The sequence below is a fragment of the Mesorhizobium sp. WSM4312 genome, assembly GCF_002294875.1.
Lineage (GTDB): Bacteria > Pseudomonadota > Alphaproteobacteria > Rhizobiales > Rhizobiaceae > Mesorhizobium.
Map to the genome: position 1 here is coordinate 124,878 of NZ_NSFU01000015.1, position 26,580 is coordinate 151,457.

The window sequence follows — 26,580 nt, forward strand, 5'->3', positions numbered from 1 at the left end:
AAGCGGCATGATCAAGCTTCAGACGTAGCTCATCCAACATTGGATGCGGCAAGGCGGCGAGCCCGCCACCAGACGGCCGCAGGATGGTTGCGGAGGTGGAAACGGTCGCGCCAATTTTTTTGAGGCCCGTTTTGACCGATCTTGACGGCCAAAATCCTTAGACCCATATCGCCGTCGGGCGTTCACCGTAAGGTGCGCCAGCATCAAAAACTCAGTTGTTCGTTCGACTTGGAGGATCCTATGAACGATCGGATTTTCGACAGCCCTGTTTTCGTAAACGGCGGCGGCAATCTGGTACAGGAAATTGCTGATCTCGAGGACGCCCTGGAATTCCTCTACGAGTGGCCAAAGGAGAGACGGGGTGCTGTCTACCAAACCGCTCTTCGCGCCTGCCAGAGAGCGTTCGACAGCGACTACCCGCTTTCGGCTGCCCGCCAAGCATTTTGTGGATTCGCAAAGACAGCCAAGATCCATCAAGAAGTAACAGGGGCATCCCCTGGGTGGTTCCCGAAGGCCGGAGCCGAAGCGGCGGGTTGGTCACGTGAGCATGGGAGGAGGTAGTCAGCGATGCTATCAAAGCCTTTTGAACAACCGGTTCGCGTCTGGGTTGGGTTAGGCTTTCCCCGTCAACTCAACACAATTGCCGAGGCCTATCAATTTGCAGTGGAGTGGTGCGGCAATAGCCCGGAACAGAAAGCGGCTATTCGAGCCTGCAAAGCCGCTTTGGTAGGCGATATCGACCCTGAAACCGCACGGGGCATTTTTACGGCCTTCGCTCGGAAAAAAGATATACTGATGGATGATGGGGTCACGACCTCGCCCCTCTCAACGTGGACGCCCGACCACGTCTAAGGCCAAAAAAGGCGGTTGCCACAGCCGGCGGCCGCCTTTCCCTCAATCTTGTTATTTTCACGAGAACGTTGATGGTAAAGGAAGCCGCAATTAGACCCCCAACTCATGAGGTAATCGCGACTCCGTATGACGCCGATTGCCAAGATGCCTTAACGTCCCATGTTGACGAGCTGATAACCCGCGCCGAAACAGCCGGTTGGGACCGAGGTCGTGTTGCTTCGGCGTTAATGTACTTGGGTGCCAAGCGGCTCACTTCAGCCTCTTAGGCAATGCCATAATCCTGGGCGGTGACGCCTATCTCGACTCGCGACCGCCTCTACCCTTAGCATCGTAACTCCGGCCGAGACATCCGAGTGGCCGAGCGCGTCCTTCCGGCCCTAAATCGGACACTTACAGCGAAGCCAGCCCTTGTTCGAACTGCCGGGAGGTGGGCGGGACGCTCGGAGGCAACAAAGTTCTGGCGTTTTATGGCGAGAGCGGGCCGCCGCTTTGCGGGGGTATAGAGTGCAACGCCATGTCGTTTGCATGCGCTTGCCAAAGGTATCCCTGCGCTTGTGGGTTGGCCGCCGCGGTAAAGAATCTCGCCTGCTCTGCAAAACTCCTTGAAGCGGCGAGCGCCTCTTTCCTGGGTGGCGATATTGCAGCGTGCGGCGGCGCAAAGCCCCCCGCGGAGGCTTTGAGCGGTTGCAGCTTTGAGGGGTGCTGCGGACAAAGAAGGCTGAGATCGGAACGACCAACCTTGGACGCTTTCCAGCCAGTCCATCCTCACTGTTTCGGCCCGCTGCGCAAACCTTGACCGACGCCCCGTCGTCAACCGATGCGCTGCTAATCGAGATCTCGGCGGTCCGTACGCTTCCTCCACACAACTATTCGGGGAGGTGCGGCGTATGCTGCTTGTCCTCTGCCGGATCGGCATCAATGCGAGCCTTGTGGGGGTCGAAAGCGCCGTGCCGAGCGATGGCCAAAGCGGCCCTTTCAGGAGTCTCATAGGCCCACATGAAATTATCGGCGGATGCTCCGGCTGCATGAACGCGCCAATAGCCAGCCGTGCCCCACGGGGATTCCGAGGCGGCGTTGGTTTTCTCGAAAAGCTCGAAATAGATATCCTCGAAGGGGATGTAGAAGACCGGATTTCGTCCGTCTTCGTAGAGCAATTTTGCGTGCTCGCTGGACGCGACAATGGCGTCGGAGAATCTGACTGTCACTGTACCATGAAAGGGAACGATGGCAGGCGCCATCGCAGAATGCTCGGGACTCAGGGGGGAGGTTTGCATTCTAGCTCTCCTTGACTGCGTGTCCCTGGAAACGTCGCTCCGTCATGCCAGTTCCTGCCAAGGACGCAATTGGTGCAAATCCTTTTACCCCTACGCGTTGTTCATGGATGTTTTTAGTCCCGGCATTTTGCTGGATCAGGGCGAGTTTGAAGCCTGCTCGGTGTCATCCCCCATTTGAAGGTCAAACCTTGAGGGTGCTGCTCCTGCGGGCGACGTCGTAGGCGGCCGCGAAGTAACGCGATGAGTTCGGAGTTGTCGTGGCTCTCGCCGCCGAAGCGCTTGAGGGTGGCGTCTCTAATGTCCGGTTCATTCTTCGGAGGCGGCGGCGAGCGACAGCGATGACCGCCTCCTCCTAAATCATGAGCACCGTCCATCTTGGTTCCTTCGAGCCAGCAGGTAGATCGGCGACCGAGGCTCGCCTGTTTCATCCTGACCTTCCTCTGGTTGATCGCGAAGCCTGATCAGAGCCCAGCAGATCCCCTGAGGCGCGCCCGAAAGCCGGGGTGCCTCAGGTAACCCGCCGCTTATCGAAGAGCCCAGTATGTTTGCTGTCTTGTTGATCCGTCTCATTCAGACTGCAAGTCAGCTCGCCGTCTTAGCTTGCGACTTAATTCTTTCCGTTCGAGGCTCCGGGCATTTCGACGGGCGACTCTCAGTTCGGCAAGCGTCGGTTGCCACCAGCCGCGCAAAAGTTCGTCCGCTCCTGGCGGATTGCGTGCGGGCCACGTCCTGACCAGCTCGGCGAGCGTAGCCGAACGCCACCTACCCCAAACGCAGTCGATTTCTTCACCCATTGCGTTTGGATATGAAGCCATCAAGGCCGACGGCTCAACATGTTCACCCGACACTTCGGTGAAAACGATGACACCGTATTGCGCTGTCGCAACCGGTCGGCCAAGAGGCGGTAAATCTTCGGCTGGCAGTGGATAGCGATGACGCCGACGTTCGGCATTCCGGATTTTCGAGGCCTTGTAAGCTTCAGTGTCTCTGGCGGCCTCTCGTCGTCGCATCCTTTCTGCGGGCTCGGCATGTCGGGCAGCCTTTTCTATGTTCGGCCATCGGCGCCGAAGCTCCTCAAACGAACGGAACGGCACCCGCCAGGCTCGCAGCTCGTCGTCCCAACTTGCCCAGGGAATTGCCCGCAGTTCCTCGAGGACGGACTTCGAATAAGGCGTGCGAACACGTAGGTCGTCGGAAACCTCTAGATATGAGCTGGATAGCGGATCGAAGGCGAAGGCATCACGACCCTTGCTGTCGTCGTGGAGAGCGAACATCTCTGTTTCTTGTGTCAACCAGCGGTCGATCCGGCGCCTTGCCGTCTTGCCAGGGACAAACCAACTCTTGCGCTCGTCACTCCACCTCGCTCGGGGAAAGGCGCGCCGAAATCGCTCGATAGCCATTCTATCGAACGCAAAGCGAGCTTCGGCGCCGGGAGCATTGCCCTTCCGTGGCACGTGATGAGCGTCCGAGTGTACCATCGTGCTGATTAACGGCGTTTCCCTTCCATGAACGCCTTCCCCAGCCTTTAGGTTCACGAGCGTTGATCCACAATGCACAGGTCAAGGGAGCGCCACAGGCCCACCCCATCTAACGCATCGCTGTGGCCGTGAAACCTTCTCGTCCGCCGGTGATTAACTCTGATCTGAAAGGCGAATCCATGCCGAGACGACAGGAAATGGCTACAAAAGACCTACGGCCAAAGAAGCCCCGTTCACGCCCGCTAAAAGGCGAGGAGTCGGAGGTGAGGCATATCGTGGCGAGCCATAACGTCTCGCCGGACCAGGCGCGGGAACTTTTGCGCCGATATGGCGACGATTGGCGCAAGATAGAAGAAGCCGCCAAGTCCTACAAAGACGAAAAGTAAGTGTTGCTCATGGTGCGCTGGAATTGAGCATCTGATTGGCCTCAAGAGGCACATGGCGGGCCGCCTATCCGCTTCCGGGCCGCGCTTTTGGCGTAATGGTGTCGGTGGCCGCAATCAGCGAAACCGCCAGGCTGCGTTTACTTGCACATCAGGTCGTCGCTCCTCTCCTTTGAGGCGGGCAAAACTCACGTCGTCTCAACCTCGACCTCAAGGCACTTCAGAACCGGAGCCTTGCGCGCGTCATAATCCGTTCGCTGATGAACGCCATCTATAACCGTAACGGTGAAGACGGCACTTCTTCCAAGAGGTGGCATCCGGCTTCATACGCGTTCTCCAAGCAGCGAGGGATGCAGGGCGCAAGACCGGCATTATGCTATTTGAGGCACTCGGCCAGATGCGCGAGGCCTATGGCGAACGCAACGCCTCCGAAATGGTTCAAGTCGGCCTCTTGGATATCGTTCGCGGCCATCACGATCCGGAGACCGAAGAGTATGTTCGAAGCGTTGCGGCTACACGACTGTCGAGGTCGCACAAACCAGCACATCCCCGCGAATGAATGGGATGTCGAGAACCCGCTTAAGGCTACTCATCTGACACCCGCTCTCCTGCTTCACGGAGTCATGCAAAGGTGCACCGACGAACAGACCCTCTTCACCGCTGGCAATCCGCCTCCGCGTTATGGGTGCGCGATCTATTTCCGGCGAATGGAGACGATCCCAGTCGCGCGCGCTAACAGGTTCGGACCGAAGAAGAAGAATGACTTGGCGCATCGCTCAGGGCTTTTCTTTCAATTGAAGCTCCGGGGCTTCTCTTCGGCGCAGTTTGGATTGCGCGCTCAGCCCCTCCGCTTCTCAGTCGGCATGCTCGCCGGCGGTCTTTGGGCAGCGGCTCCGGTTCAAATACATCAGTATTGTGAATCAATTGGGTGTGATCGATTCATCGAACTCGTTGGACGCTTCGGCGCTCGAGAGCGAGACTCCGCAGCATGTGTACCCTACAGACACGACCAGCTCATCTGCACCGCATTGATGCCGCCCGCAACATGGCCAGGTTCTATTCGCTGACTATTCAGCCGACCCTGTTCGGCGGCGCATCACTCATCCGCAATTGGGGGCGGATCGGGACGAAGGGCCGTATCAAAATCGAGACCTTTGATGAGCCACAAGACGTCGACGGCGCATTGGTTCGGCTTGAGCGCGCAAAGCGACGGCGAGGCTATGTTGTTCCTTAGCTCAAAAGCTGAATATGAGGGTTATCGCCGAGAGCGTCGAAGCCGACGGCCACGGGGCCTTCCTGCTCAAAAACAACTGTGATGAAATGCACGGCTACCACCACAGCAAGCCGGTCTCAGCTCGAGCAATCGAGACATTGCGCAAGGCAGCGGCCTCGCTTCCATTCCGCTTCCCGCTAAAATCAGCCGGACTGAAACGCCTCCGCGACCGAGCCAGGCGCCATCGCCATGCACTTGTCGATCGCCTGCCGGGTGACGCCTCTCGTCCTCTCGACCGACGCCGCCAACTTGTTGAATTCAGATTCTTTTTGACTCTGGAACCATATCGGCGGCCAGCGGCTTATTGACTCGCAAAAGTTGTGCTGGAGGGTGAGTGTCGTGGTTGCAGCGCGAGCGAATTGGAAGGGGTACATCAAATTCGGCGAGGTTGCCTGCGCGGTGGCGCTCTATAGCGCCGCGTCGTCGTCCGAGCGCATCGCCTTCAACACGCTTAACCGAGCTACCGGTAACCGCGTCCGCCGCGAGTTTATCGATAGCGAGACTGGCGATCCGGTCGAGCGCGACGATCAGGTAAAGGGGTACGAGATGGAGAACGGCGACTACGTAGTGCTCGAACCCGAGGAAGTCGCTGCCGCAGTCCCGGAGAGCGACAAGACGCTTAAGATCGAGGCCTTCGTGCCCTGCGATGAGATTGACGACGTCTATTTCGACAAGCCGTATTATCTCGCGCCCGACCGGATGGGCGCCGACGCATTCAAGCTGCTGCGCGACGGCATGCGACAGGCGAAAGTCGCTGCGCTGGCCCGAACGGTCCTGTTCCGGCGGCTGCGCACGGTGCTGATCCGCCCGCATGGCAGCGGCCTGATCGGCACCACGCTGAACTTCGACTATGAGGTGCGCTCGGCGAAGGAAGCGTTCACGGATATTCCCGCGATCCAGATCGAGGGTGAAATGCTCGATCTCGCCAAACACATCATCAATACGAAGAAAGGCTCGTTTGACGCCAAGACCTTCAACGACCGCTACGACGCAGCGGTCGCCGAGCTCGTCAAGGCAAAGATCGAAGGTAAGCCACTGCCGAAGAAGAAGGCGCCGCCATCGTCGAAGCCAAGCGATCTTCTGGAGACCCTGCGCCGGAGCGCCGGACTGGTACCTACCCAGAAGCCGAAACGCGCTGCTGCCGCCAAGACCGACCGCAACCGAAAGCAGCCCAAGCGCGCCGCCGGTTCCAGACGCGCGGCCTGATCGGAGATCATCATGGCCGTTCGACCTTATTGGAAAGGATATCTGAAGCTCTCGTTGGTCACCTGCCCGGTGCAGATGATGCCGGCAACGTCGGAGAGCGAAAAGGTCCGTTTCCATACGCTCAACCGCGAGACGAACAACCGCGTGGTCAGCCACTACGTCGATGCCGTCACGGGCAAGGAAGTCAAGGAGGAGGACGAGGTCAAGGGGTATCAGCGTGGGGAGAACGATTACATCATTCTCGAAGACGAGGAACTGGAGGACGTCGCCCTGGACAGCACCAGGACTATCGATATCGATGTGTTCTCGCCGCGCGATTCCATCGAATGGATCTGGCTCGACACCCCCTATTACCTGTCGCCAAACGATCCGGTCGGCCAGGAGGCCTTCTCGGTCATCCGCGACGCAATGGCAGCAGAAGACATGGTCGGTATCTCCAGGCTGGTGATCTCGCGGCGCGAGCGCGCGGTGATGCTAGAACCCCGCGGCAAGGGCATCGTACTGTGGACCCTGCGCTATGGCGACGAGGTCAGGGACGAGGACGCCTATTTCGAGGGGATCGACGCGAACAAGTCCGATCCCGAGATGATGCCCCTCATCCAGCAATTTATTAAGAAGCAGACCCGCCATTGGGACAGCAAGCTGGTCTCCGATCCCGTGCAGGACAAGCTCCTGGACATCATCGAGGCTAAGCGCAAGAAGACAAAGCGTCCGGCCAAGGCGAAGGCCTCCCAGCCGAAGGCGACGCCAAACAACGTCATCAATATCATGGATGCCCTGCGCAAGTCCGTCGAAGCTCAGAATCGTCCCGGCAAGCGCTAGACGTCGAGATAGAGCCGTTTCAAGGGTCGGGCTGCCCCGGTCTCCCAGGCCACCTCGTGGACCATGTCCGGGGCCAGGCGATCATGCCCTGCAAGCTCACATTCTCGGTGACTTCGTATGGTAGGAAACTCCCGTCGCGCGTCAGACCGCCCGCCGCATCGATCTTGCCAGTCGCTTGAGGGATGCTTCCAGGGGGCGATGGCCATCGCCATAGTCTTTCCAGGCCGTGCTCTTTGCCAGGAGCCCGGGCACCGTGCGCAGGGTGAAGCGCTTCGGATCGAGATCGGTTTTGACCTGCGCCCAGGTGAGCGGCATGGAGACTGTCGCGCCGGGTCTGGCCCGCGGCGACAGCGGAGCCACGGCGGTCGCCATGCGATCGTTGCGCAGATAGTCGAGGAAGATGCGGCCGAAGCGCTGGTTCTTCGCCATCTTGGTCAGGTAGAGGGCTGGATTGTCCCGCGCCATCTGCAGGCAGACATCATGAGCAAAACTTTTGGCCTCCGGCCAGGTGAGCTTGCTGCGCTTGGTGACCGCTAAGGGCGTGACGACGTGCAGCCCTTTACCGCCAGTCGTCTTGCAGAAGCTGACGAGCCCAAGTTCGTCGAGGCGGGCGCGCATTTCCTTGGCCGCTTCGACAACCGTTTTGAACGGAACGTCGGGACCTGGATCAAGATCGAAGACGAGCCGGCCCGGCACCTCCGGCTGCTGTGGCTCGCAATTCCAGGGATGCAGTTCCAGCGCACCGATCTGGCCGACGGCGGCGAGGCCCTCCATACGGTCGATCTGCAGGTAGGGCTTCTTGTCGCCGAACACTTTCACCAGTTCAAGAAGATTTGAGGTTCCCGGCATCGCATGCCGCTGGAAGAACTGCTCGCCGCCGATTCCATCCGGCGCGCGGATGATTGAGCAGGGCCGCCCGCGGATGTGCTCTATCAGCCAGGGACCGACCGCTTCGTAATAGCGGGCGAGATCTTCCTTGGTTACCGGGGTGCCATCATTGGCATCCGGCCACAGCGGCTTGTCCGGGTTCGAGATCAGCACACCCATGACATCGACCTTGCCGCCACTGCGGGAAGGCTTCGCTGAGGTCGGCTCCCGCGGCTGGGGCACCTTGGTCTTCTCCGGCGAGGCAGGTCTATCGGCTTCGACCTCCTCGGCCGGTTTGTCCTCACGCAAACCTTTGAAGGCGGCTTGGCGCACGAGCCCGTCGGACGTCCAGCCGGCGAATTCGATCTCGGCCACCAGCTCCGGCTTCAGCCAGACGACGCCGGGTTCGTTCTTCGGCGCGCCGGTGCCGGTGAAGGGTGATTTCCCAGTCGCGGCAGCTTCCAGCTTCGGCAGCAGGTCCCTGACCTTGGCTGCGCCATAGCCGGTGCCCACGCGGCCGACATAGACGAAGTGATCGCCGCGGTTGACGCCGACCAGAAGCGACCGGAACTTGCCATTGGTTGTGGCATAGGCGCCGATGACGACTTCATGGCCCGCACGACACTTTGACTTCGCCCACGTCTCGGTGCGGCCGGAAACGTAGAGCGCATCCGCGCGCTTCGACACGATGCCTTCCAGGGACAGCCGGCAGGCCGAGCGAAGCACTGCCTCGCCGCCAGTTTCGAAATGCTCAACGAAGCGGATGCGATCATCCTGACCCGTGTCGGTCAGAAACTGACTCAATCGCGCCTTGCGCTTACTCAGTGGCAAGACACGCAAATCCTCAGCGCCTTCGAACAGCAGGTCGAAGGCGAAGTAGACAAGCGCATCAGTCTTGCCCTCGGCCAGCGCTGCCTGAAGGGCGGCAAAGTCCGGGGCGCCGTTTTCGTCGAGCGCGCAGATCTCGCCGTCGATGATCGCATCGGGCAGATTGCCGGCGGCTCGGGCAATGGCGGGATATTTGACCGTCCAGTCGAGACCCTTGCGGGTCTTCAAGATCGCTTCGCCCCCCAGAACGCGCATCTGGATGCGATAGCCGTCGAACTTGATCTCGTGCAGCCATCCGCTCTCGGAGGGCGGCCGTGCCAGCGTCTGGCAGAGCTGTGGGGCAATGAAGTCGGGAAGATCGGCGTGAATGACTGTCCCGTGCTTATTCCTTTTTCCGCGAACGTTTGTTTTCCGTTCCTGCGCCGCCAAGCCTGTACGACTGTCCCACACAGCATCGGCCTCGGCCTTGCCGCCTTGCAGCATGAAGGGTTTCGGGCTGCGGCCCTTGCCGGCAGCAATTGTCTCCATCTTGCGTCCGGACGCGACAGAGATGTCATTCTTGTCGAGGATAGCGGCGCCGTTTGTCTCTACGGAATATTCATCGCGATGTTTGATCAGCAGCCAGTTGGTGCGCTTGCCGCCTTCGCGGTCGTTGGCCATCCGCACCAGCACGAAACTGCCATGCAGCCGCTCCCCTTCGAGCGTGAACTTGAAATCGCCCTTGGCCAGCGCCTGCTCGGGGCTCTTCTTTCCCTCGGGCTCCCAATAGCCGCGGTCCCACAGCATGACCGTGCCGCCGCCATACTGGCCTTTTGGAATCGTCCCTTCGAAATCCCCGTAGTCGAGCGGATGATCTTCCACCTCGACGGCGAGCCTCTTGTCATGAGGATCGAGAGAGGGACCGCGCGTCACAGCCCAGGATTTGAAAACGCCGCCGAGCTCAAGTCGCAGATCGTAATGCAGTCGCGTCGCGTCATGTTTCTGAATGACGAAACGGCGGCGGCTCGAAGGCTTGACCGACCCTTGACCGCTCGGCTCCTGCGTCTTCTTGAAATCGCGCTTGGCCTTGTATGTTGTTAGCTTGTCGCTCGCCATTCGATGCCCTCGGACCACGGACCAATCGGCCTACAAGCAGGAATGTTCGGCGTGGCAAACATGTTCCCCCCGGGCGTCGCGCCCGCGCTGGCGTTATGCCAGTGCGGGCTCGGGATAAGCAAAGGCACCGCCACCGCCAGTTCTGGCGGAACGGCTGCAAAGGCAGGACAAGGCGGCGGGTCGTCATCGTCATCGCGCCGGCGATGGCGCGTGATGCGAGCCCAATGCGGGAAACACAATCTCCCGCGACGCCGGGCCTGCCTTCGCGACGGACCTGGTGCCTGCGTGCTTGCGGAAATGTCCGCATCCAGCGCCTTGAGCGCTTGGAGAATCTCATCCCACGCGGCTATCGCTTGCTGAGGTTCTCGCCATGCTGTTTGCGAAGATCAGCCGCTTCGGCGCGCCGCCCAAGCCGGCGGCTTTTCAGGGCTGCCCGCCTAGCGAGCGCGCAAACGGGATCGACCGCGTCGCGGCTCGAACCGATCAGTCAGCGTCTGGTATTGCGCGCGGCGGCTATCCGTCATAGGCGTATCGATGCGTGGCTTCAGTTCTCGACGCCATTGATGGAATGGCCGACGCGGCTGGGCGCGATCCGGTTACCATCGTTTTGAGCAGCTCATTGAGTTGCTTGCCCCGCCCGACGTTTGGGGTTCCAGCGCCATCTCATTGAAACCGGCGCTGGGGCACTCATCGCCACGCACTTACGGGCCCGTGCTAGGCGGATGCGACGGCACTGCCGTACTCGCGCAAGTAGAGCAGGCAAAGGTCACAGCGTAGAAGGCTGCTGACGCGGCACCAAATCCGACGCAACCGTTTGCCTTATTGGTGCACTGTCACTCATCGCCGGCGCTTTCATTGCCAGCCGCTGCGGCAGCCAACGCGGAGTCCATGGCAGCACGGTGGCGCGGCGAGAAGGCGTCGACCCATTCGACGAACGCGCGCGGAGTGAGCACGGCCAGGCATAGCAGAGGTCTTCAAAGAAAGGGAACGCGGTAGGCTCCGCAATCGTTAACTGCGGTCAGCGAGTATCGAGCATGCACCTTTTCCAGATCCTTCTCCCCCGGGCCGATAAGGCGGGCCAGCCTTTCGCGAGGAAAAATTTCGATCGGGTCAAGGAGGAACTGGCGAGCCGATTTGAAGGCGTCACGGCCTATCTTCAGGCTCCTGCGGGTCTGTGGCGGCAAGGCGCGGAATCCGACAGCGACGAGATCGTTATCTTCGAGGTGATGACGGAGGAAGTCGATCTGGCGGATTGGCTCGAGCGCCGTGCCGCACTCGAACGAAGATTCCGGCAGGATAAGTCATCATCCGCTACATGCCGATGACGATCGTCTAGGTCGACGCCATGCCTTCGACGTCGATCCGCAAGAGTGAATACGATCCCGAGAGCGAAGTTCTCTCCGTCTGGTTTGTCGCGAGCGGCAAGCGCTATGACTACGAGGGAGTTCCAGTGGAGGTCTACGCCGCATTCCGAAGCGCCTTCGCAAAAGGCCGCTTCTTTAATGACTGCATTCGGGACCGTTATCCATATCGGCGGTCAACGGACGTCTAACGACCACCTTGATTAAGCGCCGGCGGTAGAGGAACTAAAGTCTCAAACCCACGTTTGGATCTCCGCGTAGTCATCAAATTTCATCTGTTTGGGGGGACACAGGACTTTCCGCAGTCACGGGGGAAAGCGCGGTGCAATCAAGACCCGGACGTGGGAGCATCATGCTGGGCGGTTCACGTAAATCCGTTTTTATTGCCTTACTGCTTGCAGGGGCTGCGCTTGCCGTGGCTGCGTGGTATCTATCGAAAGCTCGCCCTCCTTTTTCTCAAGACGACCCGCAGTTTCAAGGCACCGGCGACGCCTCGCTTGGCAAGCTCGTTTTCGCGGCAGGCGATTGTGCTTCGTGTCATGCGACACCCGGGCAATCGGACCGGCTGAAGCTCGGCGGCGGGATGGCACTTGGCTCGCCATTCGGCACCTTCCGGCCGCCAAACATTTCTCCCGATCCGATCGACGGTATAGGCAGGTGGACCGCGGCCGACTTGGCGAATGCACTTGTCGGGGGCGTCTCGCCAAGCGGCGAGCATTACTATCCCTCCTTTCCCTATACGAGCTTTACGGGAATGACGGTTGCGGACATAAAGGATTTGTATGCTTACCTGCGGACGCTTCCGGCGGTCTCGGGCCGGCCGCCGCCCCACTATCCCAAAATTCTGTTTATGGTCCGCCGGTCAATCGGGTTCTGGAAACTTCTGTTCTTTCGGCAAGGTCGATCGGCGGCAGACACGAGCGGGATACCCACGCGTGATCGCGGGGCCTATCTCGTTGAAACGGTATCGCACTGCGCAGAGTGCCACTCGAGCCGCAACGCGTTCGGAGCGATCAAGTCCGGCACCCTTTTTGCAGGTGGCATCGATCCGCAGGGGACGGGGTTCGTGCCCAACATAACTCAGCAGAGATTGCGCAGCTGGGGCGAGGCGGATATCGCAACGATGCTCAAGACGGGCGAGACGCCCAATCATGGACGCGTGGGATCGTCCATGGCCGATGTGGTAACGAACTCTGCGATGTTGCCTGATAGCGACCGCCAGGCGATCGCGCGCTACGTCAAGGCGCTTCCTGCGATTGCAACGCCTGGTCCATAGGCTCATTCGGCATAGAGATAGGCCGCAAGGTCTCGTGCTTCCTGTTCGGAGATACCGGTGGATGGCATCGCCGTCCGCGGGGAAAAGCTACTCGGCGAAACGATCCAGGCGACGAGATTGTCGGAGCGGTTTTCCAGCACGCCAGCGATGTAGACGCGCCTCGATAGTCCCGTAAGCGGAGCGGCTGTCTGACCGTCCGCCCCCGGGATCCCGCGAATCGTATGACATCCGGAGCAACCATACCGCCGAAAGATTGCCGGAGCGCGATCGGGATCGCCACCGGTCACCGTTTTCGCGGTGGCGGCTCGGGTATGATTGTCACGCGCAATGTTGGCCGTGACGAACGCAGCTGAAGCCACGATAAGGCCGCCGGCCATTAAGGCTGCTCGACCGGGAACAGACCCCAGCAAGCTAGGCATTTTGCGCCTTTCTTCCGCTCGAGTGCCGGATCCAGAGCGCCAGCATCGTCATTGCCGCGGCCGCATAGACCGTTCCTGCCGGCACCCACATGATCATGCCCGCCAATTGCTGGTCCTCCAGCGGCGTTAGTCCCCAGTCCATCGCGGTTTGGGTCTGCGCGACATAGAGCACGCGCGGGGCAAGCGCCATCAAGACCCCCAGGATGCTGGTGTGGATCATGGTCAGGAACAAATGCCATGCCGAGGCGCCATAATCACTTCGCCAGACAATTGCCCACCAGAACAGTATCGCCGTCGCGAAGAAGCTCAGATGCTGGAGGCGGTGAAGGAGCGTGTCGGTCACGGCGGCGTCGAACAGGACGGGCACGTGCCAGGCCCAGATGGCAACGCCGTGAATGATGGTCGCGTTGGTGGCGCCAATACACCAATCCCATGCCCTGCGGACAACGGCCATACGCATCACCGAGCCAGCGGCGTGGCGCGTTGTTCGGGGCAATCCCCAAAGCAGGAGACCCACTGGCCGAGCCAGCACGATCAAGGGCGCCGATACGGCCATGACAATCTCGTGCTCGATCATATGGAAGGTAAAGAGGTGTTCGCCAAGCCAATGAAGCGGCGAAAGCAGTGCACCTGCCAACGCCAGCGTGCCGCCGCAGTAAGGCAAGACCCGGATCAACATGATGCCCGGTCTCCTGATCCGCCAAGTCAACCTTATGACGCCAACGCCGTACAGTATGGTAAGTACAGCTAGCGGCACGACGATCCACGGGTCAAACGTCCAAGGGTATGCCGAACCGTGTGTCTCGTTCCCATGCGCCATAGCCGGGCTGGCGATGATCAAGCAGACCAGTGTGCGGATCAGCGTTGGCATGGATCCAGCAGCATCGTAGCCGCCCCCTGCAACGACAGCGCCAACACAAATGCCAGCGCGATCAGGAAACCCGCATCGGTGATAAATCGCTCGGATCTGGCCAATCCGGCGGAGCCCGTACGTGATGCCACGACACCAACTATCGACGCCGCTAGGAGCGCGGCACAAAGGGCGGCCGTCCAGGGAAAATTCTGTCGGCAATCCACATAGGGCGTGATTTGTCCAAGCTGGGTGGTGACCGCCCAAGCGGCAGGCGGCACGACCAATCCCGTGTATCGCAACCAGCGTCTGCTCAAAGTCGTGGAACCCAATAGAGGCACACGTACATCGGCAACCACGTCAGCACCACAAAGTTCCAGTACATCGCATTGTCGGCCACATCGCCAAACCGTCGTGCATTGTCGCCATGGCGCGTGAACATCAGGCTGGTCAGCACGACGGTCTCACCCAGATCGGTCAAGATGTGTGTCGTATGCAGGCCGAGCATCACCCATACAATCGATCCATAGGCGTTTTGGTCCCACTTGATGTGCATGGCGGGAAACTCGAAAACACGCAAGATAAGCGGCAAGACGCCGACCAGCGACATGACAATGAGGCCCATTCGGACCTTTCGTAGGTCTTGGCTACGCGCCCAGCGTGTAACAAAGACATTGGGTATGAGGCTTACAAGCAGCACGACCGTCAGGGTCGTGCCTGCAAGCAGATCAGGCGGCGCAGTATCCAGCGGCCACCGCGGTGCCACGCTCATCAGATAGAGATAAATCACGATCGAAAGGACAAAACCGGTGCCTTCGATAAGCATGAAGGCGAGCGTTCCCCACCAGGACAGGCTGGCAGTGCCAAGGCCATGCGCGGGAAGCTCCGTCACGTCAAGGACGACGTCGTGCTTCATGTCTCGTCCTCCGGGTCGCCCTTTGGCCAGAACCAGCCAATGAGTGCGACTGCAATCGGTATGGAGCCCCAGACCACGGCCCAAGGGGTAAAGATCGACCAAATCAGCATTGCTGACGTAGCGAGCGCCGCCAGGAGCGGCCAAATCGAACTCCCGACCGATGATTCACGCGCTTGCGCACGCGCCTCCACGACACCGGTGATAAGCAGTTCGCGCCTGTCCGTGTACAGACCCTCGACGATACCAAGTGGGTCCGATCTGTCCGACAAGGGCTCTAGGCGTTCTATGACAGGCAGCCGCGCGAAATTATAGGACGGCGGTGGCGAAGACGTCGCCCACTCCAGCGTTGAGGCGCCCCACGGATTGGCTGGTGCGACGGGACCTGATCTGGCGCTGCGTATGGCGTCAATGAAGAACAGCAGGAAACCGGCGGCCAGCACGATCCCGCTGAGACTGATGAACATGTTCAGGCCGGACCACGGCATCTCCGGCTGATAGGTATAGATGCGCCGCGGCATGCCTTGCAGGCCGAGAATGTGCATGGGGAAGAAAGTCAGATTGAAACCCGAGAAGATGAGGCCAAACGACCAGCGGCCAAGCGTTTCGCTCATCATTCGGCCTGTCAGTTTCGGAAACCAGTAATAGACGGCGCCCAGCAAGGGAAACACGGCGCCACCGACCAGGACGTAGTGGAAGTGCGCGACGACGAAATAGGTGTCGTGAACCTGTGTATCGAACGGAACCGATGCCACCATCACGCCGGTCAGCCCACCAATGACAAACACGACAATGAACCCGATGACGAACAAAAACGGCGTCTTGAAGATTGGCCGTCCCGCCCAAATCGTCGCCAGCCAGCAAAAGATCTGCAGGCCTGCCGGAACGGCGATCGCCATGCTTGAGGCGGTGAAGAAACTTTCGCCCAGCCGCGGAAGGCCGGCCACGAACATATGATGCACCCACAGCCCGAAGGCCAGAACGCCCGTCGCGATCAAGGCCATCACCATGGCCAGATATCCAAACACCGGCCGCTGTGTGAATGTAGCGACGATGCTGGAGACCATGCCCACCGCGGGCAGGAAGATGATATAGACCTCAGGGTGGCCGAAGAACCAGAACAGATGCTGCCACAGCAGCACGTCACCGCCTTCGGCCGGGTTGAAGAAATGCGTCCCCACGAGCCGGTCGAGGATCAGACTGGTGCTGGCGATCATGATCGCCGGCATGGCGAGGATGACCAGAAAGGACGTGACCAGCATCGACCAGACGAACAGCGGAATCCTGTCGAGTGACATTCCCGGCGCCCGTTGCTTGAACACGGTGACGACGATTTCGACGGCGATGGCGAGAGCGGAAACCTCGGTAAAGGTGATCATCTGGGCCCATATGTCGGCCCGCTTCCCGGCGGCATATTGAGGCCCCGATAGCGGTACGTAGGCGAACCATCCAACGTCCGGACCGGTATCGACGGCGAAGGCGATCCACAACAGCAGACCGCCGGCAAGGTACATCCAGTAGGAAAACGCGTTGAGGCGCGGGAATGCGATGTTTCGCGTTCCCACCATCAAGGGCACCAGGTAGATGGCCATCGCCTGCATGACGGGCACGGCGAACAGGAACATCATATTCGAGCCATGCATGGTGAAAATCTGGTTGTAGCGATCGGGCCCGACGAACCGGGCTTCGGGTTGCGCCAGCTGCAGCCGCATCAGCAAAGCCAGCACTCCGCCGAGTGCCAGAAAGACAAACGCCGTGACGATGTAGCGGCGGCCGATAATCTTATGATCGACAGTCGATAGGGCACCCCATAGGCCGGGGGGCGTTGACCAGGTCGCGGCAAGTCGACGATCAAGTTCGACGGCTTCCATCCCGGTGTCCCGAACGCCTTCGCGATCCGCTACTGCCCTCATTTGAGACTTTCCATATAGGCGGAGATATTCTGGAGCTCGATGCTGGTCAGCGGAACCATCGGCATATTGTTCCCCGGCTTCAGCGTCTGCGGGTCGGCAATCCAGGCCGCCAGCGAACCGCGCGTGGTCTCCAGCAATCCGGCGGCGATTGTCTGGCGACTGCCGATATGCGTCAGGTCGGGTCCCGTCGTACCGGTAGCTTGCGTTCCGCGGACGGTATGGCAGGCCGCACAGGGCTTTGCCAGAAAGGCCGCCTGCCCCGACGCGGCATCGGGATCGGCCGGCATCATCGCATCGGCGCGCTGTGATGTGATCCAGCGCGCGTAATCGGAGGGAGCCTCTGCGACGACCATAACCGCCATGTGGCTATGCTGCAGGCCGCAGAACTCGGCGCATTGCCCGCGATAGATGCCAGGCTTTTCCGCCCGAAGCAGCAAATCGTTTGAGCGACCCGGAACGAGATCCTGCTTCCCGGCCAGACTGGGAACCCAGAACGAATGGACGACGTCCGCGCTTTCAAGCTGAAGCCGGATATCTTGACCGACGGGGATATGGATTTCGTTGGCGGTCTGGAAGGTGGGCGTGCCATCGGACCCGGCGTAGATGACCTGCCACCACCATTGCTGTGCTCTCACGGTGATCGTCACGGCAGCACTTTGCGGGACCCCGATGCTGCGGGTGGTGAAGAAGCTGGCGATTGTCATGCCGGCGATAATGGCCACCGTCACCGCGACCGCGGCCGAGACCGTCATTGTGAGCCGACCTTCCGATGTCCGGCCTTCCGTCTCGGCCCCACGCCCCCGCCTGAGCGCCAGGACGAGCATGACCATCACCAGCAACCAGATCATCGCGGACAGGGCAACTATCCCGATGATCAGATTCTCGAGATGAATGGCGGGAGCCCCGTAGGGGTTAAGCGCAGACTGGCTGCCATTGCAGCCTGACACCAGAGCACCCGTCGACAACAGGCCCATGCAAGGGGCTCTCACGGCGAAGGTCCCTGATCTGGATGGACACCCACCGGGCCCTCATCGAAGAGAATCTTAGCGGGGCCGCGGTTCTCGGCCGGGCGGGTCTGCTTGTCATCGTTGCGGCTAGGCGCCGCTGTCTTCGGCGTATACGAGCCGATCGTCTGGACATAACCCGCGAGCTGCCAGATCTGCTCGATAGTCATGCGGTCGTGAAAGGCGGGCATGCCGTGCGGGCGGCCATCGCGGATCGAGGCGACGATGGAGACCACTTCAGGACCATACAGCCACCAGCCGTCAAGGAAGGAGGGGCCGACACCGCCGCGTCCGTCTCCATGGCATGTCGAGCACCCGAACCAGGCGTAAAGGCGCTTGCCTTGGCTCAGATTGTAGGCATCCGTTTCATAAAGCTTGCCCTGCGCAAAATAACTCTCTGGCGGTGTTCCGCTGATCGCATTGGGCATGAGCCGGAATTGATCGAGATCGGCCGCTACGGGGGGATCCACACGAAGCTCCCTGGCCTGGCGAAACCAGCCCAACCAGGCACCGACACCGATCAGCAGAAACGCTGCCGCCACGAATGCCCAGTTTGGGTTTCTTGAATCTATCAAGGGGCCCTCAGCCCATAAATGAATTAGCCGTCCGGATTAAGGCTCGATCTGGTAAGGCGCACAGGTAGAAGTTTATAGGAAGGTGTTTTTGCCTTCGGATCATGATGAGCCAAAGGGAAAAGCGGGTTTGCCTCGGGGTAATACGCCGCACAGCATCCCTTCGGAATGTTGTACTGAACGATCCTCAGGCCAGTGACCTTACGAATGTTATTATCGTCGATCGCCGTCGTCACATCGATGTGCTCGCCATCGACGAAGCCCAGGCGGCTAATATCCTCGCCGTTCATGAACACGACCCGGCGAGTGCCTTCAACGCCACGGAATCGATCGCTGTAGCCGTAGATCGTGGTGTTGAATTGGTCGTTGGATCGCAGTGTCGAAAGATGCAGGACGTCGGCCCTCCCCGATGTGGAGAACTCGGGAAACAATCTGTGCGGCGTGATGAAGTTGGCCTTTCCCGTTTTCGTCACCCACTTGCGTTCTCGCGCGGGCAACGGCCTGGCAAATCCGCCTGGTTGAAAAAGCCGCTTGTTGAAATCCTTGAACGTCTCCGGGTAAGTGCGCTCGATAGCGTCTCGTATCTGCGCATAGTTCCCGACCCAGGCGTCCCACGGAACCTTCGTTTGTCCGAGTGTAGCCTTGGCGATGCCGGCAACGATGGCAGGTTCGGAGAGAAGCTCGGAGCTGGCCGGTTTCGCCTTGCCGCGAGAGCCATGGAAATGAGCTATCGAACTTTCAATTGACACCGCCTGCGGACCGCTTGCCTGCTGGTCGACTTCAATGCGCCCCAGGCACGGCAGCAGATAAGCGACCTCTCCATGCAGCACATGGCTGCGGTTGAGCTTTGTCGCGATCTGCACACTCAAATGCAGCTTGCGCCATCCCTCTTCCATGGCGGCCGTGTCGGGTATCGCTTTCAGGAAGTTTCCGCCCAGGCTGATGAACGCGCGGCACTGGCCGTTGATGATCGCTTCGCAGGTCTCGACCGTCGAGCGGCCCGTCCATGTCGGCGGCTCAAAGCCGTAGAGCTGGGAAAGCTTGTCCAAAGGCGCCAGCCCGGGTTTCTCGGTGATCCCGACGGTCCGCTGGCCCTGCACGTTGGAATGGCCGCGCACGGCGCAGATATTTGCTCCGGGCTTGCCGATATTGCCGCGCAGCAGTGCCAGGTTGCAGACCATGTGAACGTTCTCGACACCCAGGAGGTGCTGCGTCAGGCCCATGCCGTAAATCATCATGACGGCGCTGGCGTTCGCGTAAGTTTTAGCAGCCTGCATCATCTCTGAGCGGCTGAGCCCCGACACGCGTTCGAGTTCCTCCCACTGATGGGCTCGCGCGGCCTGAGCAAATTCCTCAAAACCGGTGGTGTGTTCCTGGATAAAATCGTGATCGAGCACGTGCTTCTTGTCTGCCGAGGCCATCGAAGCCGCAAAGGCGACCATCGCCGCATTGTCCTGGTCCTTCGGCTTCCCGTCCTGCCCCGCCACGCGGCTCTCGCCCGATGCCTTGAGGGCGTCGTCAGCTTCAATCAGCGCCTTGCATACCCCGAACAGTGCTGCGATATCGCCGCCATTCCTGACCTGATAATATTCCGACGAGATCTTTGTCTCTTTCCCGGTCAGCATCTGTGCCGACTGCGGATTGACAAAGCGCTCCAGCCCCCGTTCGCGCAGCAGGTTGAAGGTGACGATCTTGACGCCCCGGTTGACGGCGTCCTGGAGATCATGAAGCATCCGAGGCGACGATGTTCCAACGTTCTGCGCGATGTAGAAAATGCAGTCGGTGTTCTCGAAATCGGACAGGATCGCCGTCCCGACGGATGAGCCGATGCTTTCCGGGAGCGCCACGGAGGAGCTCTCGTGACACATGTTGGAGCTGTCAGGCAAATTGTTGCTGCCAAACATACGTGCGAACAGCTGGTACATGTAACTGGTCTCAAGCGAGGCACGCCCGGACGTGTAGAGATCAACCTGATGAGGATCGAGAGAACGCAACTCTCTCCCAATCTCATCAAAGGCATCGGACCAGGCGACCGGAATGTATTTGTCGCTGGCTGCATCCCAACGCATGGGATGCGTCAAGCGACCTTGTTCTTCCAGGTCGTGATCCGACCAGGTCTCCAGCTCGCCCAGCGTGTGGTTGGCAAAAAATGCCGGACCGGCTCGACGCGACGTCGTCTCCCACGCAGTAGCCTTGGCGCCATTTTCACAGAACTCAAGCGGATGTGGCTGAGCAGGCTTTGCCCAGGCGCAGCTGACGCACATATATCCTTCAGGCTTGTTCTGGCTCGAAAGGAGCTTTGGGTCTCGCAAGAGGACACGTTCTCTCGAGTTAATCGCTGCGACGGATTTCGCCGACCCCCAGCCGCCAGCGGGTCCCTTATATGGTCGGATGGTTGGGGACCGTGTCTTTGATGTCATTTCCGCCTCGCCGCTCACTTCGCCGGCGTGGCACGAGTCTTGCGCCGGCAATATAGAACTTAGCAGTTGTCGGACGGTTCCACGGATGACGCCCATCTCGTCGGTGTCGCCCTGGGCGAGCGACGAGGTCAGCTTCCTGATCTGGTCATATGTGAACTGCGGTGGCGACACTTCGCGATGGGTTTTGACCTTGAGGATCGACCATGCGATCGGATGCCAGGGCTTGGTCCCAGGCTCCGCCAAGTTCTTCGGGGTGATCGGCGAACAGCCCCTTCAGCCCGATCAGGTCCGCGAAGCGACGACAGGGTAGGGAAATTGCCTCTACCAGATCTGCTAATCCTGCTCGGCCGCGCCGGCAGGGTTCTCGATCCTGTATTCGTGGACAAGCCCGAGGACCTGTCTTCTCACTACCTCGCGCGCTTCGGGCTGAATGAAAGGCATCAGCCGGTCGACGTTCCGACGACCGCCCTCGGCAGGTCGGCAGCGGGTTCGGTAAGCTCGCCCCTGTTCATACAGATTGTCCGTCAGCTTCTTGTCCAGATCGGCAAGGATGCCCATCACCACGCTCCATGCCCGTATTCTCACCGTGTGTTATGATCAGCCCAGCAGAGATGTTCCGCACCTGGACGCCCCCAGACGGCTGGAGGCATCGTTTCCGATGAGCACGTCAATACGATGTCGTCCGCCTTCGTCGAGTGGCGCGTGCGGGGCTTGCGCGCGAAACTCTATTGCTTGCCCAAAGGAAACTGCGCCAGCTAATATCAGAGCTCAAACTCCTGGTGCACCGCGCCAAGAAAGCCCATGCCCGCCGCGAAATCGGTTCTAGTAAGAATTATTGGCAGGATGTCGCTTCGCATTTTCCCGGCGACGTCGCAAACCCGGATAAGCAGCGGCGGCCACCTGAACCGCCGGATGGCCGCTAACCGCTAGAGGGTTTGGGCGACACGTGCCTTGGGTTCCCTGCCAGCACTAGTATCCATCTTCGAATTCTTGCCGACTGGCTGGCTTTGCGTCGTATTCGTCTTGGATTTGACGAGAACGACATTGTTGTTGCGCCAACGCCAGCAACGCCGATGCCGCACAGCGACCACAAGGCTTTCATGCTGGCTTTTCCCCTGTGAGTTCGGGCAAAGCAGTCGACAAGGGACCTATTCGGTCGAAGCGCACGGAAAGTCCTTGTTTTACCGCACTTCGGGCCAGCAATTGGTCGAGTTCGGTTGGATCGGGCTGCGAACCACTTGGCGGGTGGCCTTGCACGCCAACTCGGTCGAGACAAAATCATGCCTCCTGCTTCTGGCGAGAACGTATGTTCGACCAGCATCTTCACGCGCCTGAATGCAATTTCATCGGCATAGTGGATTCCGATTCTCCTGAACGCCGAACCGTCGAACCGGTGGGTTGTTCCCGCCTGTAGTCAAAACACGATCGTTCGGCCAACGTAAAAGCCCGCGCCTCCCGGCAAAGGAGAGCGCGCGGGCTGATCAGGTTGAGGGATCCCGATCGTGCAGCGTCAACGAAGGGGGGCGACGACGCCGTGCGACACGCAACCTGCATCGACGTAAGTTGTTCCACTTCGCCTTATTCGAGTCGCTCGCGTCTGAGCGGAAGACACGCTTCAGGCCAAAGGTTCCAGAACGGCGAGATCGACCGTCCTTCATGATCTGCGGCCGACCCTCCGAGCCGGAATAAATCTCTTCGAGGCGGTTGCAGCCGCCAGCCTGGTATCGTCCCGGTCCCGGAACTTTCAACCGCGTCGAAGATTGACCTGCCTGCATGAACGTTTTTCCTGCTTTGCAAGGAAAGAAGCCACCATGCCAAAGGAAGGTTCAAACTCGAAACCCGCCGTCCGATCGCCGAACGCGGTGGTCTGCCGCACCCAAAGCGAGATGCCAAACAACGGACGCCGGCGCAAAGCCGGTGACGCCAACGGCCGCCGGCGCATCCCGGCCATTGAGCATGGCGCTGGATAATCTAGTCGCCAATCGAAATGCCGGGCGGCCACGTCAACCGAGCACCACGCCCCGGCCTACCGACAAGCCGCTGGATTGATCGCGACTGGCTGGCTTGAAATCACGACCGCGTCTTGGCGGCGCGAAGCGACGCTAGGTCGGCCACGGCGGTGAGGATGGTCGCCTCGGTTGCGGGTTTTGCCACGAATTTGCAGTTTCGAAACGGGGCTGGAACATCGCGCTCCCCAAATCCCGTTACGAACGCGAACGGGGTGCCGCGAGCCAACAAGACTTCCGCGATCGGTAAGCTTGTTTCACCGTTGAGTTGAATATCCAGCAACGCGACGTCAATCTTGTCCGCCTCCACAAGTTGAAGCGCGGCGGCCACGGACGAAACAGGGCCGACCACCGGATAGCCCGCTGCACGCAACTCGGACGCTATGTCCTGCGCGATCAGCCACTCATCCTCGACCACCAGAACGCGGGGTGTATCGCTCACGGCGTATCCTCATGGTTTGCCGAAAAGGCGATATGGACATCGAGACCTTCCTTGCCAAAAAACGTCTCGACATGACCGCCGAGCCTGTAGGCGATTTCCCCCTTCAACAGGTTCAGGCCAAAGCCATCATTCAACGGCTTCTTGACGGCAGGCCCGTACTTTTCGCGCCAGCGAAGCGTGAAACTGTCGCCATCCATGGCCCATTTGACGCTGATCCTGCCTCGGGGCTTGGACAAGGCGCCATATTTGGCCGCATTGGTAGCCAGCTCATGGATGGCCATGCTAAGCGAAAGGCCCTGTTGCGGGCCGAGTTTTACGTCGTCGCCATCGAGTTCGATCCGTTCGATGCCGAAGGGTTCCAGTTCCTGATGCAGCAATTCCTTGACCGAAGCCTCCTTCCACCTCTCGCGGGTCAGCAGTCCGTAGGCTCTGGACATGGAGTGCAACCGGCCTATCAACGCATCCGCGAATGCTTCTTTCGTATCCGAACTGTCCCGCGTGCGGTTGGCGATGCTGGCGACCACCGCCAGCATATTCTTGACGCGATGGTTGAGCTCCGAGATGAGTACCTGCTGATGCTCTTCCGCCCGCGCCAGCGTGGTCACGTCGACCAATGTCACCACGACGCCCTGTATCCTATTACCCTTGTCCCGATAGGGATTGATGCGTACCATGTGAAACAGGCCCCTGGAATCGCGCGCAAGATGGTGGTTCAGGGTCTCGCCTGTCTCGAACACCTTGTCGATGTGCTGCTTCAACTCTGGATAATCGAGTTGGCTCGACAGATCCGTCAAGGGCCGGCCGACGTCGGAGGGGCGCAGGTTGAAGAAGGAGGAGGCCGCCGGCGTGAAGGTCCGCACCACAAGACTGCGGTCGAGAAAGATGGTCGCGATATCGGTGCTTTCGAACAGGTTCCGCAGATCGCTGTTTGCGTGATCTAGCTCATCTATCTTGCTGGTTAACTCCGCGTTGATCGTGTTGAGCTCTTCGTTGAGCGACTGCATCTCTTCCTTGGACGCTTCAAGTTCCTCATTGGTCGATTGCGCCTCTTCATTGACGGAGACGAGTTCCTCATTCGAGGATTTCACCTCTTCGAGGGCCGTCTCGTATTCTTCTATGGTGGATTGAAGACGCTCTCTTGTGTCGCGCAGTTCCCGCTCGAGATCGGCCGTGCTGTCGCTGTTATGGCTGCCACCGTCCTCATTGGACCGAGCTTGCCTCGGTCCCGACGGCTCGAAGAGGACAAGGTAAAGCGGCTCACCATTGCCTCTCTCGGCAAGCGGTTCGATCGTCAGCTTGATCGGTTGCACGCGTTCGTCATCTTCCTCGACGCTGAGGTTGTCCCGCACAACCGTGCGGCGTGTTGTCGTCGCCTCCCTTAATGCGGCGCGTAGGTCCAGCCGAAGTCCGCGGCGGGCCATCGTCAGCACCTGCCGGCTGGGGATACCTTGCGGCGCTTCGAGGTATCTGCCGGTCCTCGCCGAATAGTAGACGACGTCGCCTTCGGCGTTGACGAGGACATGCGGCGGCGCGAACCGCTCAAGCACCTGCGCTTCGACAGCCTGCCGCAGCGGGTAGCCGACCGTGCCCTTCTTCAAGCCAGCGGTTTCGGCGGGAAAGACGCCGGAAGTGGAATCCCCGAACAGGGCCGGCAGCCTGATATGTGGCGAGGCATGCTCCCGTGCCTGGAAGAGGCGATGTTTCTTGTCGATGGTGGCGAACAGATTTTCGTGCTGCCCGATGCTTTCGGACGTGCCGAGGAAAAGATAGCCACCCGGCTTCAGCGAATAGTGGAAGACAGGAAGAACGCGGCTTTGAACGGCTGGGCCGAAATAGATCAGCAGGTTGCGGCAGGAAACCAGATCCATGCGCGAGAAGGGCGGATCGCGAATGATGCTATGCGGCGAGAAGATGCACAGTTCGCGGATCTCGTTGCTGATGACGTAGCTTTCGCCATCGCCGTTGAAAAACCGGTGTTTGCGCTCCGGGGAAAGACCCTGCATCAAGGCCTCGGGATAGCGTGCGGCGCGAGCCACCGCCAGGGCAGGCTCGTCTATGTCGGTGGCGAATATCTGGACGCGCGGAATGGCTGACAGCATTTCCATGTGTTCACGCAGCAGGATGGCGATGGAGAACACCTCCTCGCCGGTGGCGCAGCCGGGAATCCAGACCCTAACCGTATCGCTCGCCGTCTTGCCCTCGAACAGCCGCGGGATGATCTTTTGTTCTAGCAATTCGAAGGCATCGGGATCGCGAAAGAAGTTGGTGACGTTGATCAGCAGATCGCGAAACAGATTCATCACCTCGCGAGGGTCCTTCTTCAGCCAATCGATATAGGCGCTGATGGACTGAATCTGAGCGATCTGCATGCGCCGCTTGATCCGGCGTAGGAATGTCTTGGTTTTGTAGCCTGAAAAGTCGTGGCCGGAGTGGCTGCGCAAAATGCCGTATATCTGTTCGCGGACCTTATCTATGTCGGCCGTAGGGTCGTCCTCTTCGTTCGGCAGCCCATCCAGCGTGTCGAAGCCGCGGGCGTAAGCCTGGAGCTTCGCACCAATCTCCTCGGCGGGCACGGCAACATCGATGAGACCGCTGGCAATAGCGCTCTGCGGCATGTCGGGGTTGCGCGGGCCGTAGCCGTCCGGTGCTTGCGCCACGGTAAGCCCGCCCCGCTCCTTGATGGCCTTGGCACCCAAGGTCCCATCGGAATCACCTCCCGACAGTACCACACCGACCGCGTATTCACCCTGGTCTTCGGCGAGTGCGCTGAAGAAGATGTCGATGGGTTTGCGCTCCTGGGTAAGCCCATTGGGCCGCCGCAGGTGCAGCACGCCGTTCTCAATGACCAGAGTGACGTTTTCCGGCATCACATAGACGTGGTCGGGTTCAACGGCCACGCCGTCCTCGACCACCACGACAGGCATCTCGGTGTAGCGGTCGATAACCTCATGCAGCAGGCTGTTGCGCTTGGGACTAAGGTGCGTGATGATCACGAACGCCATGCCCGGCCGACCGGTGATGCCCTTGAAAAACCCTTCCATTGCGGGGATGCCCCCCGCGGACGCACCGATGCCGACGATGGGGAACTTGATTGATCGGGCTGTCACGGCATGTCCACCTTTCGCCCGACCGACATGAAGTCTCTCAAGGTCGGATCGGACAGGATATGACCATATAGCGCGCTTGGAGGATGGAACAAGTCAGCATGGACGACGTTGGCCCGATGTCCATGATGGTTCAATGACAAAACGCTTTGCTGGCTTGAAACTCCTGGCGCTCATGGTGTGGGGGGCGCCTGAGTGAGTGGAACGTCTCGGTGGGCCCGT

Annotated in this window: 21 protein-coding genes and 1 pseudogene; 9 read left to right on the plus strand and 13 right to left on the minus strand. The window is 59.9% G+C overall.

The window, feature by feature from the left end:
* Positions 1–240: 240 nt before the first annotated feature.
* Together CK228_RS24880 and CK228_RS24885 are read left to right on the plus strand one after the other, a co-directional pair.
* The gene (locus tag CK228_RS24880) at positions 241–561 is read left to right on the plus strand and encodes a DUF982 domain-containing protein (protein ID WP_095789579.1); all 321 of its coding nucleotides are present in this window, start codon (positions 241–243) and stop codon (positions 559–561) included.
* A gap of 6 nt (positions 562–567) precedes the next feature.
* On the plus strand, positions 568–852 hold the full coding sequence (locus CK228_RS24885) for a DUF982 domain-containing protein (RefSeq protein ID WP_095789580.1): 285 nt from the start codon (positions 568–570) through the stop codon (positions 850–852).
* An 866-nt stretch (positions 853–1,718) separates the two neighbouring features.
* Here CK228_RS24885 and CK228_RS24895 read toward each other — a convergent pair.
* The gene (locus CK228_RS24895; protein ID WP_095789582.1) at positions 1,719–2,126 is read right to left on the minus strand and encodes a DUF427 domain-containing protein; all 408 of its coding nucleotides are present in this window, start codon (positions 2,124–2,126) and stop codon (positions 1,719–1,721) included.
* Between the two features lie 566 nt (positions 2,127–2,692).
* Positions 2,693–3,604 carry a hypothetical protein gene (locus CK228_RS24900; RefSeq protein ID WP_095789583.1) on the minus strand — a complete coding sequence of 304 codons (912 nt, stop codon included), beginning with the start codon at positions 3,602–3,604 and terminating at the stop codon, positions 2,693–2,695.
* Between the two features lie 580 nt (positions 3,605–4,184).
* Here CK228_RS24900 and CK228_RS35925 point away from each other — a divergent pair.
* The 4 genes and pseudogenes from CK228_RS35925 to CK228_RS24925 form a co-directional block, all read left to right on the plus strand.
* Positions 4,185–4,700 (plus strand): annotated as a pseudogene (locus CK228_RS35925) (type IV secretory system conjugative DNA transfer family protein); the annotation flags it as partial.
* Between the two features lie 275 nt (positions 4,701–4,975).
* Positions 4,976–5,221 (plus strand): WGR domain-containing protein, encoded by a 246-nt coding sequence (locus CK228_RS24915; protein WP_095789586.1) that lies wholly within the window; start codon positions 4,976–4,978, stop codon positions 5,219–5,221.
* Positions 5,222–5,599: 378 nt separating this feature from the next.
* Entirely contained in the window at positions 5,600–6,466 is an 867-nt protein-coding gene (locus tag CK228_RS24920; protein ID WP_095789587.1) for a Ku protein, read from the plus strand.
* Between the two features lie 12 nt (positions 6,467–6,478).
* Complete coding sequence (locus CK228_RS24925; protein ID WP_095789588.1) at positions 6,479–7,288, plus strand: Ku protein; 810 nt, start codon at positions 6,479–6,481, stop codon at positions 7,286–7,288.
* 141 nt (positions 7,289–7,429) lie between these two features.
* Here CK228_RS24925 and ligD read toward each other — a convergent pair whose 3' ends face one another.
* A complete protein-coding gene (ligD, locus tag CK228_RS24930) occupies positions 7,430–10,078 on the minus strand; it encodes a DNA ligase D (RefSeq protein ID WP_095789589.1) in 2,649 nt (882 codons plus the stop codon).
* 1,034 nt (positions 10,079–11,112) lie between these two features.
* On the opposite strand from ligD, the gene CK228_RS24935 reads away from it, so the two are divergent.
* The 3 genes from CK228_RS24935 to CK228_RS24945 all read left to right on the plus strand — a co-directional run bounded on the left by CK228_RS24935 (position 11,113) and on the right by CK228_RS24945 (position 12,715).
* The gene (locus tag CK228_RS24935) at positions 11,113–11,403 is read left to right on the plus strand and encodes a hypothetical protein (RefSeq protein ID WP_245437891.1); all 291 of its coding nucleotides are present in this window, start codon (positions 11,113–11,115) and stop codon (positions 11,401–11,403) included.
* Between the two features lie 20 nt (positions 11,404–11,423).
* Positions 11,424–11,630, plus strand: coding sequence for a KTSC domain-containing protein (locus CK228_RS24940; protein WP_095789590.1), 207 nt, complete (start codon positions 11,424–11,426; stop codon positions 11,628–11,630).
* A 161-nt stretch (positions 11,631–11,791) separates the two neighbouring features.
* Positions 11,792–12,715: a cytochrome c gene (locus tag CK228_RS24945; protein WP_095789591.1), complete on the plus strand. Its 924-nt coding sequence runs from the start codon at positions 11,792–11,794 to the stop codon at positions 12,713–12,715.
* A 2-nt stretch (positions 12,716–12,717) separates the two neighbouring features.
* On the opposite strand, the gene CK228_RS24950 is transcribed toward CK228_RS24945, so the two are convergent.
* The 10 genes from CK228_RS24950 to CK228_RS25010 all read right to left on the minus strand — a co-directional run bounded on the left by CK228_RS24950 (position 12,718) and on the right by CK228_RS25010 (position 26,361).
* Positions 12,718–13,092: a c-type cytochrome gene (locus tag CK228_RS24950; RefSeq protein ID WP_095789592.1), complete on the minus strand. Its 375-nt coding sequence runs from the start codon at positions 13,090–13,092 to the stop codon at positions 12,718–12,720.
* Between the two features lie 34 nt (positions 13,093–13,126).
* Positions 13,127–14,005 (minus strand): cytochrome c oxidase assembly protein, encoded by an 879-nt coding sequence (locus CK228_RS24955; RefSeq protein ID WP_095789593.1) that lies wholly within the window; start codon positions 14,003–14,005, stop codon positions 13,127–13,129.
* A gap of 292 nt (positions 14,006–14,297) precedes the next feature.
* Entirely contained in the window at positions 14,298–14,900 is a 603-nt protein-coding gene (locus CK228_RS24965; RefSeq protein WP_095789595.1) for a cytochrome c oxidase subunit 3, read from the minus strand.
* Positions 14,897–16,768, minus strand: coding sequence for a cytochrome c oxidase subunit I (ctaD, locus tag CK228_RS24970; RefSeq protein ID WP_245437894.1), 1,872 nt, complete (start codon positions 16,766–16,768; stop codon positions 14,897–14,899). Before ctaD ends, CK228_RS24965 begins: the two co-directional genes overlap by 4 nt.
* 38 nt (positions 16,769–16,806) lie before the next feature.
* The gene (gene coxB, locus CK228_RS24975; protein ID WP_095789597.1) at positions 16,807–17,784 is read right to left on the minus strand and encodes a cytochrome c oxidase subunit II; all 978 of its coding nucleotides are present in this window, start codon (positions 17,782–17,784) and stop codon (positions 16,807–16,809) included.
* A gap of 11 nt (positions 17,785–17,795) precedes the next feature.
* Positions 17,796–18,356 carry a cytochrome c gene (locus CK228_RS24980; protein WP_095774659.1) on the minus strand — a complete coding sequence of 187 codons (561 nt, stop codon included), beginning with the start codon at positions 18,354–18,356 and terminating at the stop codon, positions 17,796–17,798.
* Positions 18,357–18,412: 56 nt separating this feature from the next.
* Positions 18,413–20,806 carry an FdhF/YdeP family oxidoreductase gene (locus CK228_RS24985; RefSeq protein WP_095789660.1) on the minus strand — a complete coding sequence of 798 codons (2,394 nt, stop codon included), beginning with the start codon at positions 20,804–20,806 and terminating at the stop codon, positions 18,413–18,415.
* A gap of 333 nt (positions 20,807–21,139) precedes the next feature.
* Positions 21,140–21,364, minus strand: a complete 225-nt coding sequence (locus CK228_RS24990) for a hypothetical protein (RefSeq protein ID WP_245438106.1) — start codon at positions 21,362–21,364, stop codon at positions 21,140–21,142.
* 1,512 nt (positions 21,365–22,876) lie between these two features.
* Positions 22,877–23,254 (minus strand): response regulator, encoded by a 378-nt coding sequence (locus tag CK228_RS25005; RefSeq protein ID WP_095789599.1) that lies wholly within the window; start codon positions 23,252–23,254, stop codon positions 22,877–22,879.
* Positions 23,251–26,361 (minus strand): CheR family methyltransferase, encoded by a 3,111-nt coding sequence (locus CK228_RS25010; RefSeq protein WP_095789600.1) that lies wholly within the window; start codon positions 26,359–26,361, stop codon positions 23,251–23,253. Before CK228_RS25010 ends, CK228_RS25005 begins: the two co-directional genes overlap by 4 nt.
* Positions 26,362–26,580: the final 219 nt, after the last annotated feature.

Coding starts and splice junctions, on each gene's coding strand:
- CK228_RS24880 (WP_095789579.1), top strand. CDS start 241: ATGAACGATCGGATTTTCGACAGCCCTGTTTTCGTAAACGGCGGCGGC.
- CK228_RS24885 (WP_095789580.1), top strand. CDS start 568: ATGCTATCAAAGCCTTTTGAACAACCGGTTCGCGTCTGGGTTGGGTTA.
- CK228_RS24895 (WP_095789582.1), bottom strand. CDS start 2,126: ATGCAAACCTCCCCCCTGAGTCCCGAGCATTCTGCGATGGCGCCTGCC.
- CK228_RS24900 (WP_095789583.1), bottom strand. CDS start 3,604: ATGGTACACTCGGACGCTCATCACGTGCCACGGAAGGGCAATGCTCCC.
- CK228_RS24915 (WP_095789586.1), top strand. CDS start 4,976: ATGTGTACCCTACAGACACGACCAGCTCATCTGCACCGCATTGATGCC.
- CK228_RS24925 (WP_095789588.1), top strand. CDS start 6,479: ATGGCCGTTCGACCTTATTGGAAAGGATATCTGAAGCTCTCGTTGGTC.
- ligD (WP_095789589.1), bottom strand. CDS start 10,078: ATGGCGAGCGACAAGCTAACAACATACAAGGCCAAGCGCGATTTCAAG.
- CK228_RS24935 (WP_245437891.1), top strand. CDS start 11,113: ATGCACCTTTTCCAGATCCTTCTCCCCCGGGCCGATAAGGCGGGCCAG.
- CK228_RS24940 (WP_095789590.1), top strand. CDS start 11,424: ATGCCTTCGACGTCGATCCGCAAGAGTGAATACGATCCCGAGAGCGAA.
- CK228_RS24945 (WP_095789591.1), top strand. CDS start 11,792: ATGCTGGGCGGTTCACGTAAATCCGTTTTTATTGCCTTACTGCTTGCA.
- CK228_RS24950 (WP_095789592.1), bottom strand. CDS start 13,092: ATGGCCGGCGGCCTTATCGTGGCTTCAGCTGCGTTCGTCACGGCCAAC.
- CK228_RS24955 (WP_095789593.1), bottom strand. CDS start 14,005: ATGCCAACGCTGATCCGCACACTGGTCTGCTTGATCATCGCCAGCCCG.
- CK228_RS24965 (WP_095789595.1), bottom strand. CDS start 14,900: ATGAAGCACGACGTCGTCCTTGACGTGACGGAGCTTCCCGCGCATGGC.
- ctaD (WP_245437894.1), bottom strand. CDS start 16,768: ATGGAAGCCGTCGAACTTGATCGTCGACTTGCCGCGACCTGGTCAACG.
- coxB (WP_095789597.1), bottom strand. CDS start 17,784: ATGGGCCTGTTGTCGACGGGTGCTCTGGTGTCAGGCTGCAATGGCAGC.
- CK228_RS24985 (WP_095789660.1), bottom strand. CDS start 20,806: ATGACATCAAAGACACGGTCCCCAACCATCCGACCATATAAGGGACCC.
- CK228_RS24990 (WP_245438106.1), bottom strand. CDS start 21,364: ATGGGCATCCTTGCCGATCTGGACAAGAAGCTGACGGACAATCTGTAT.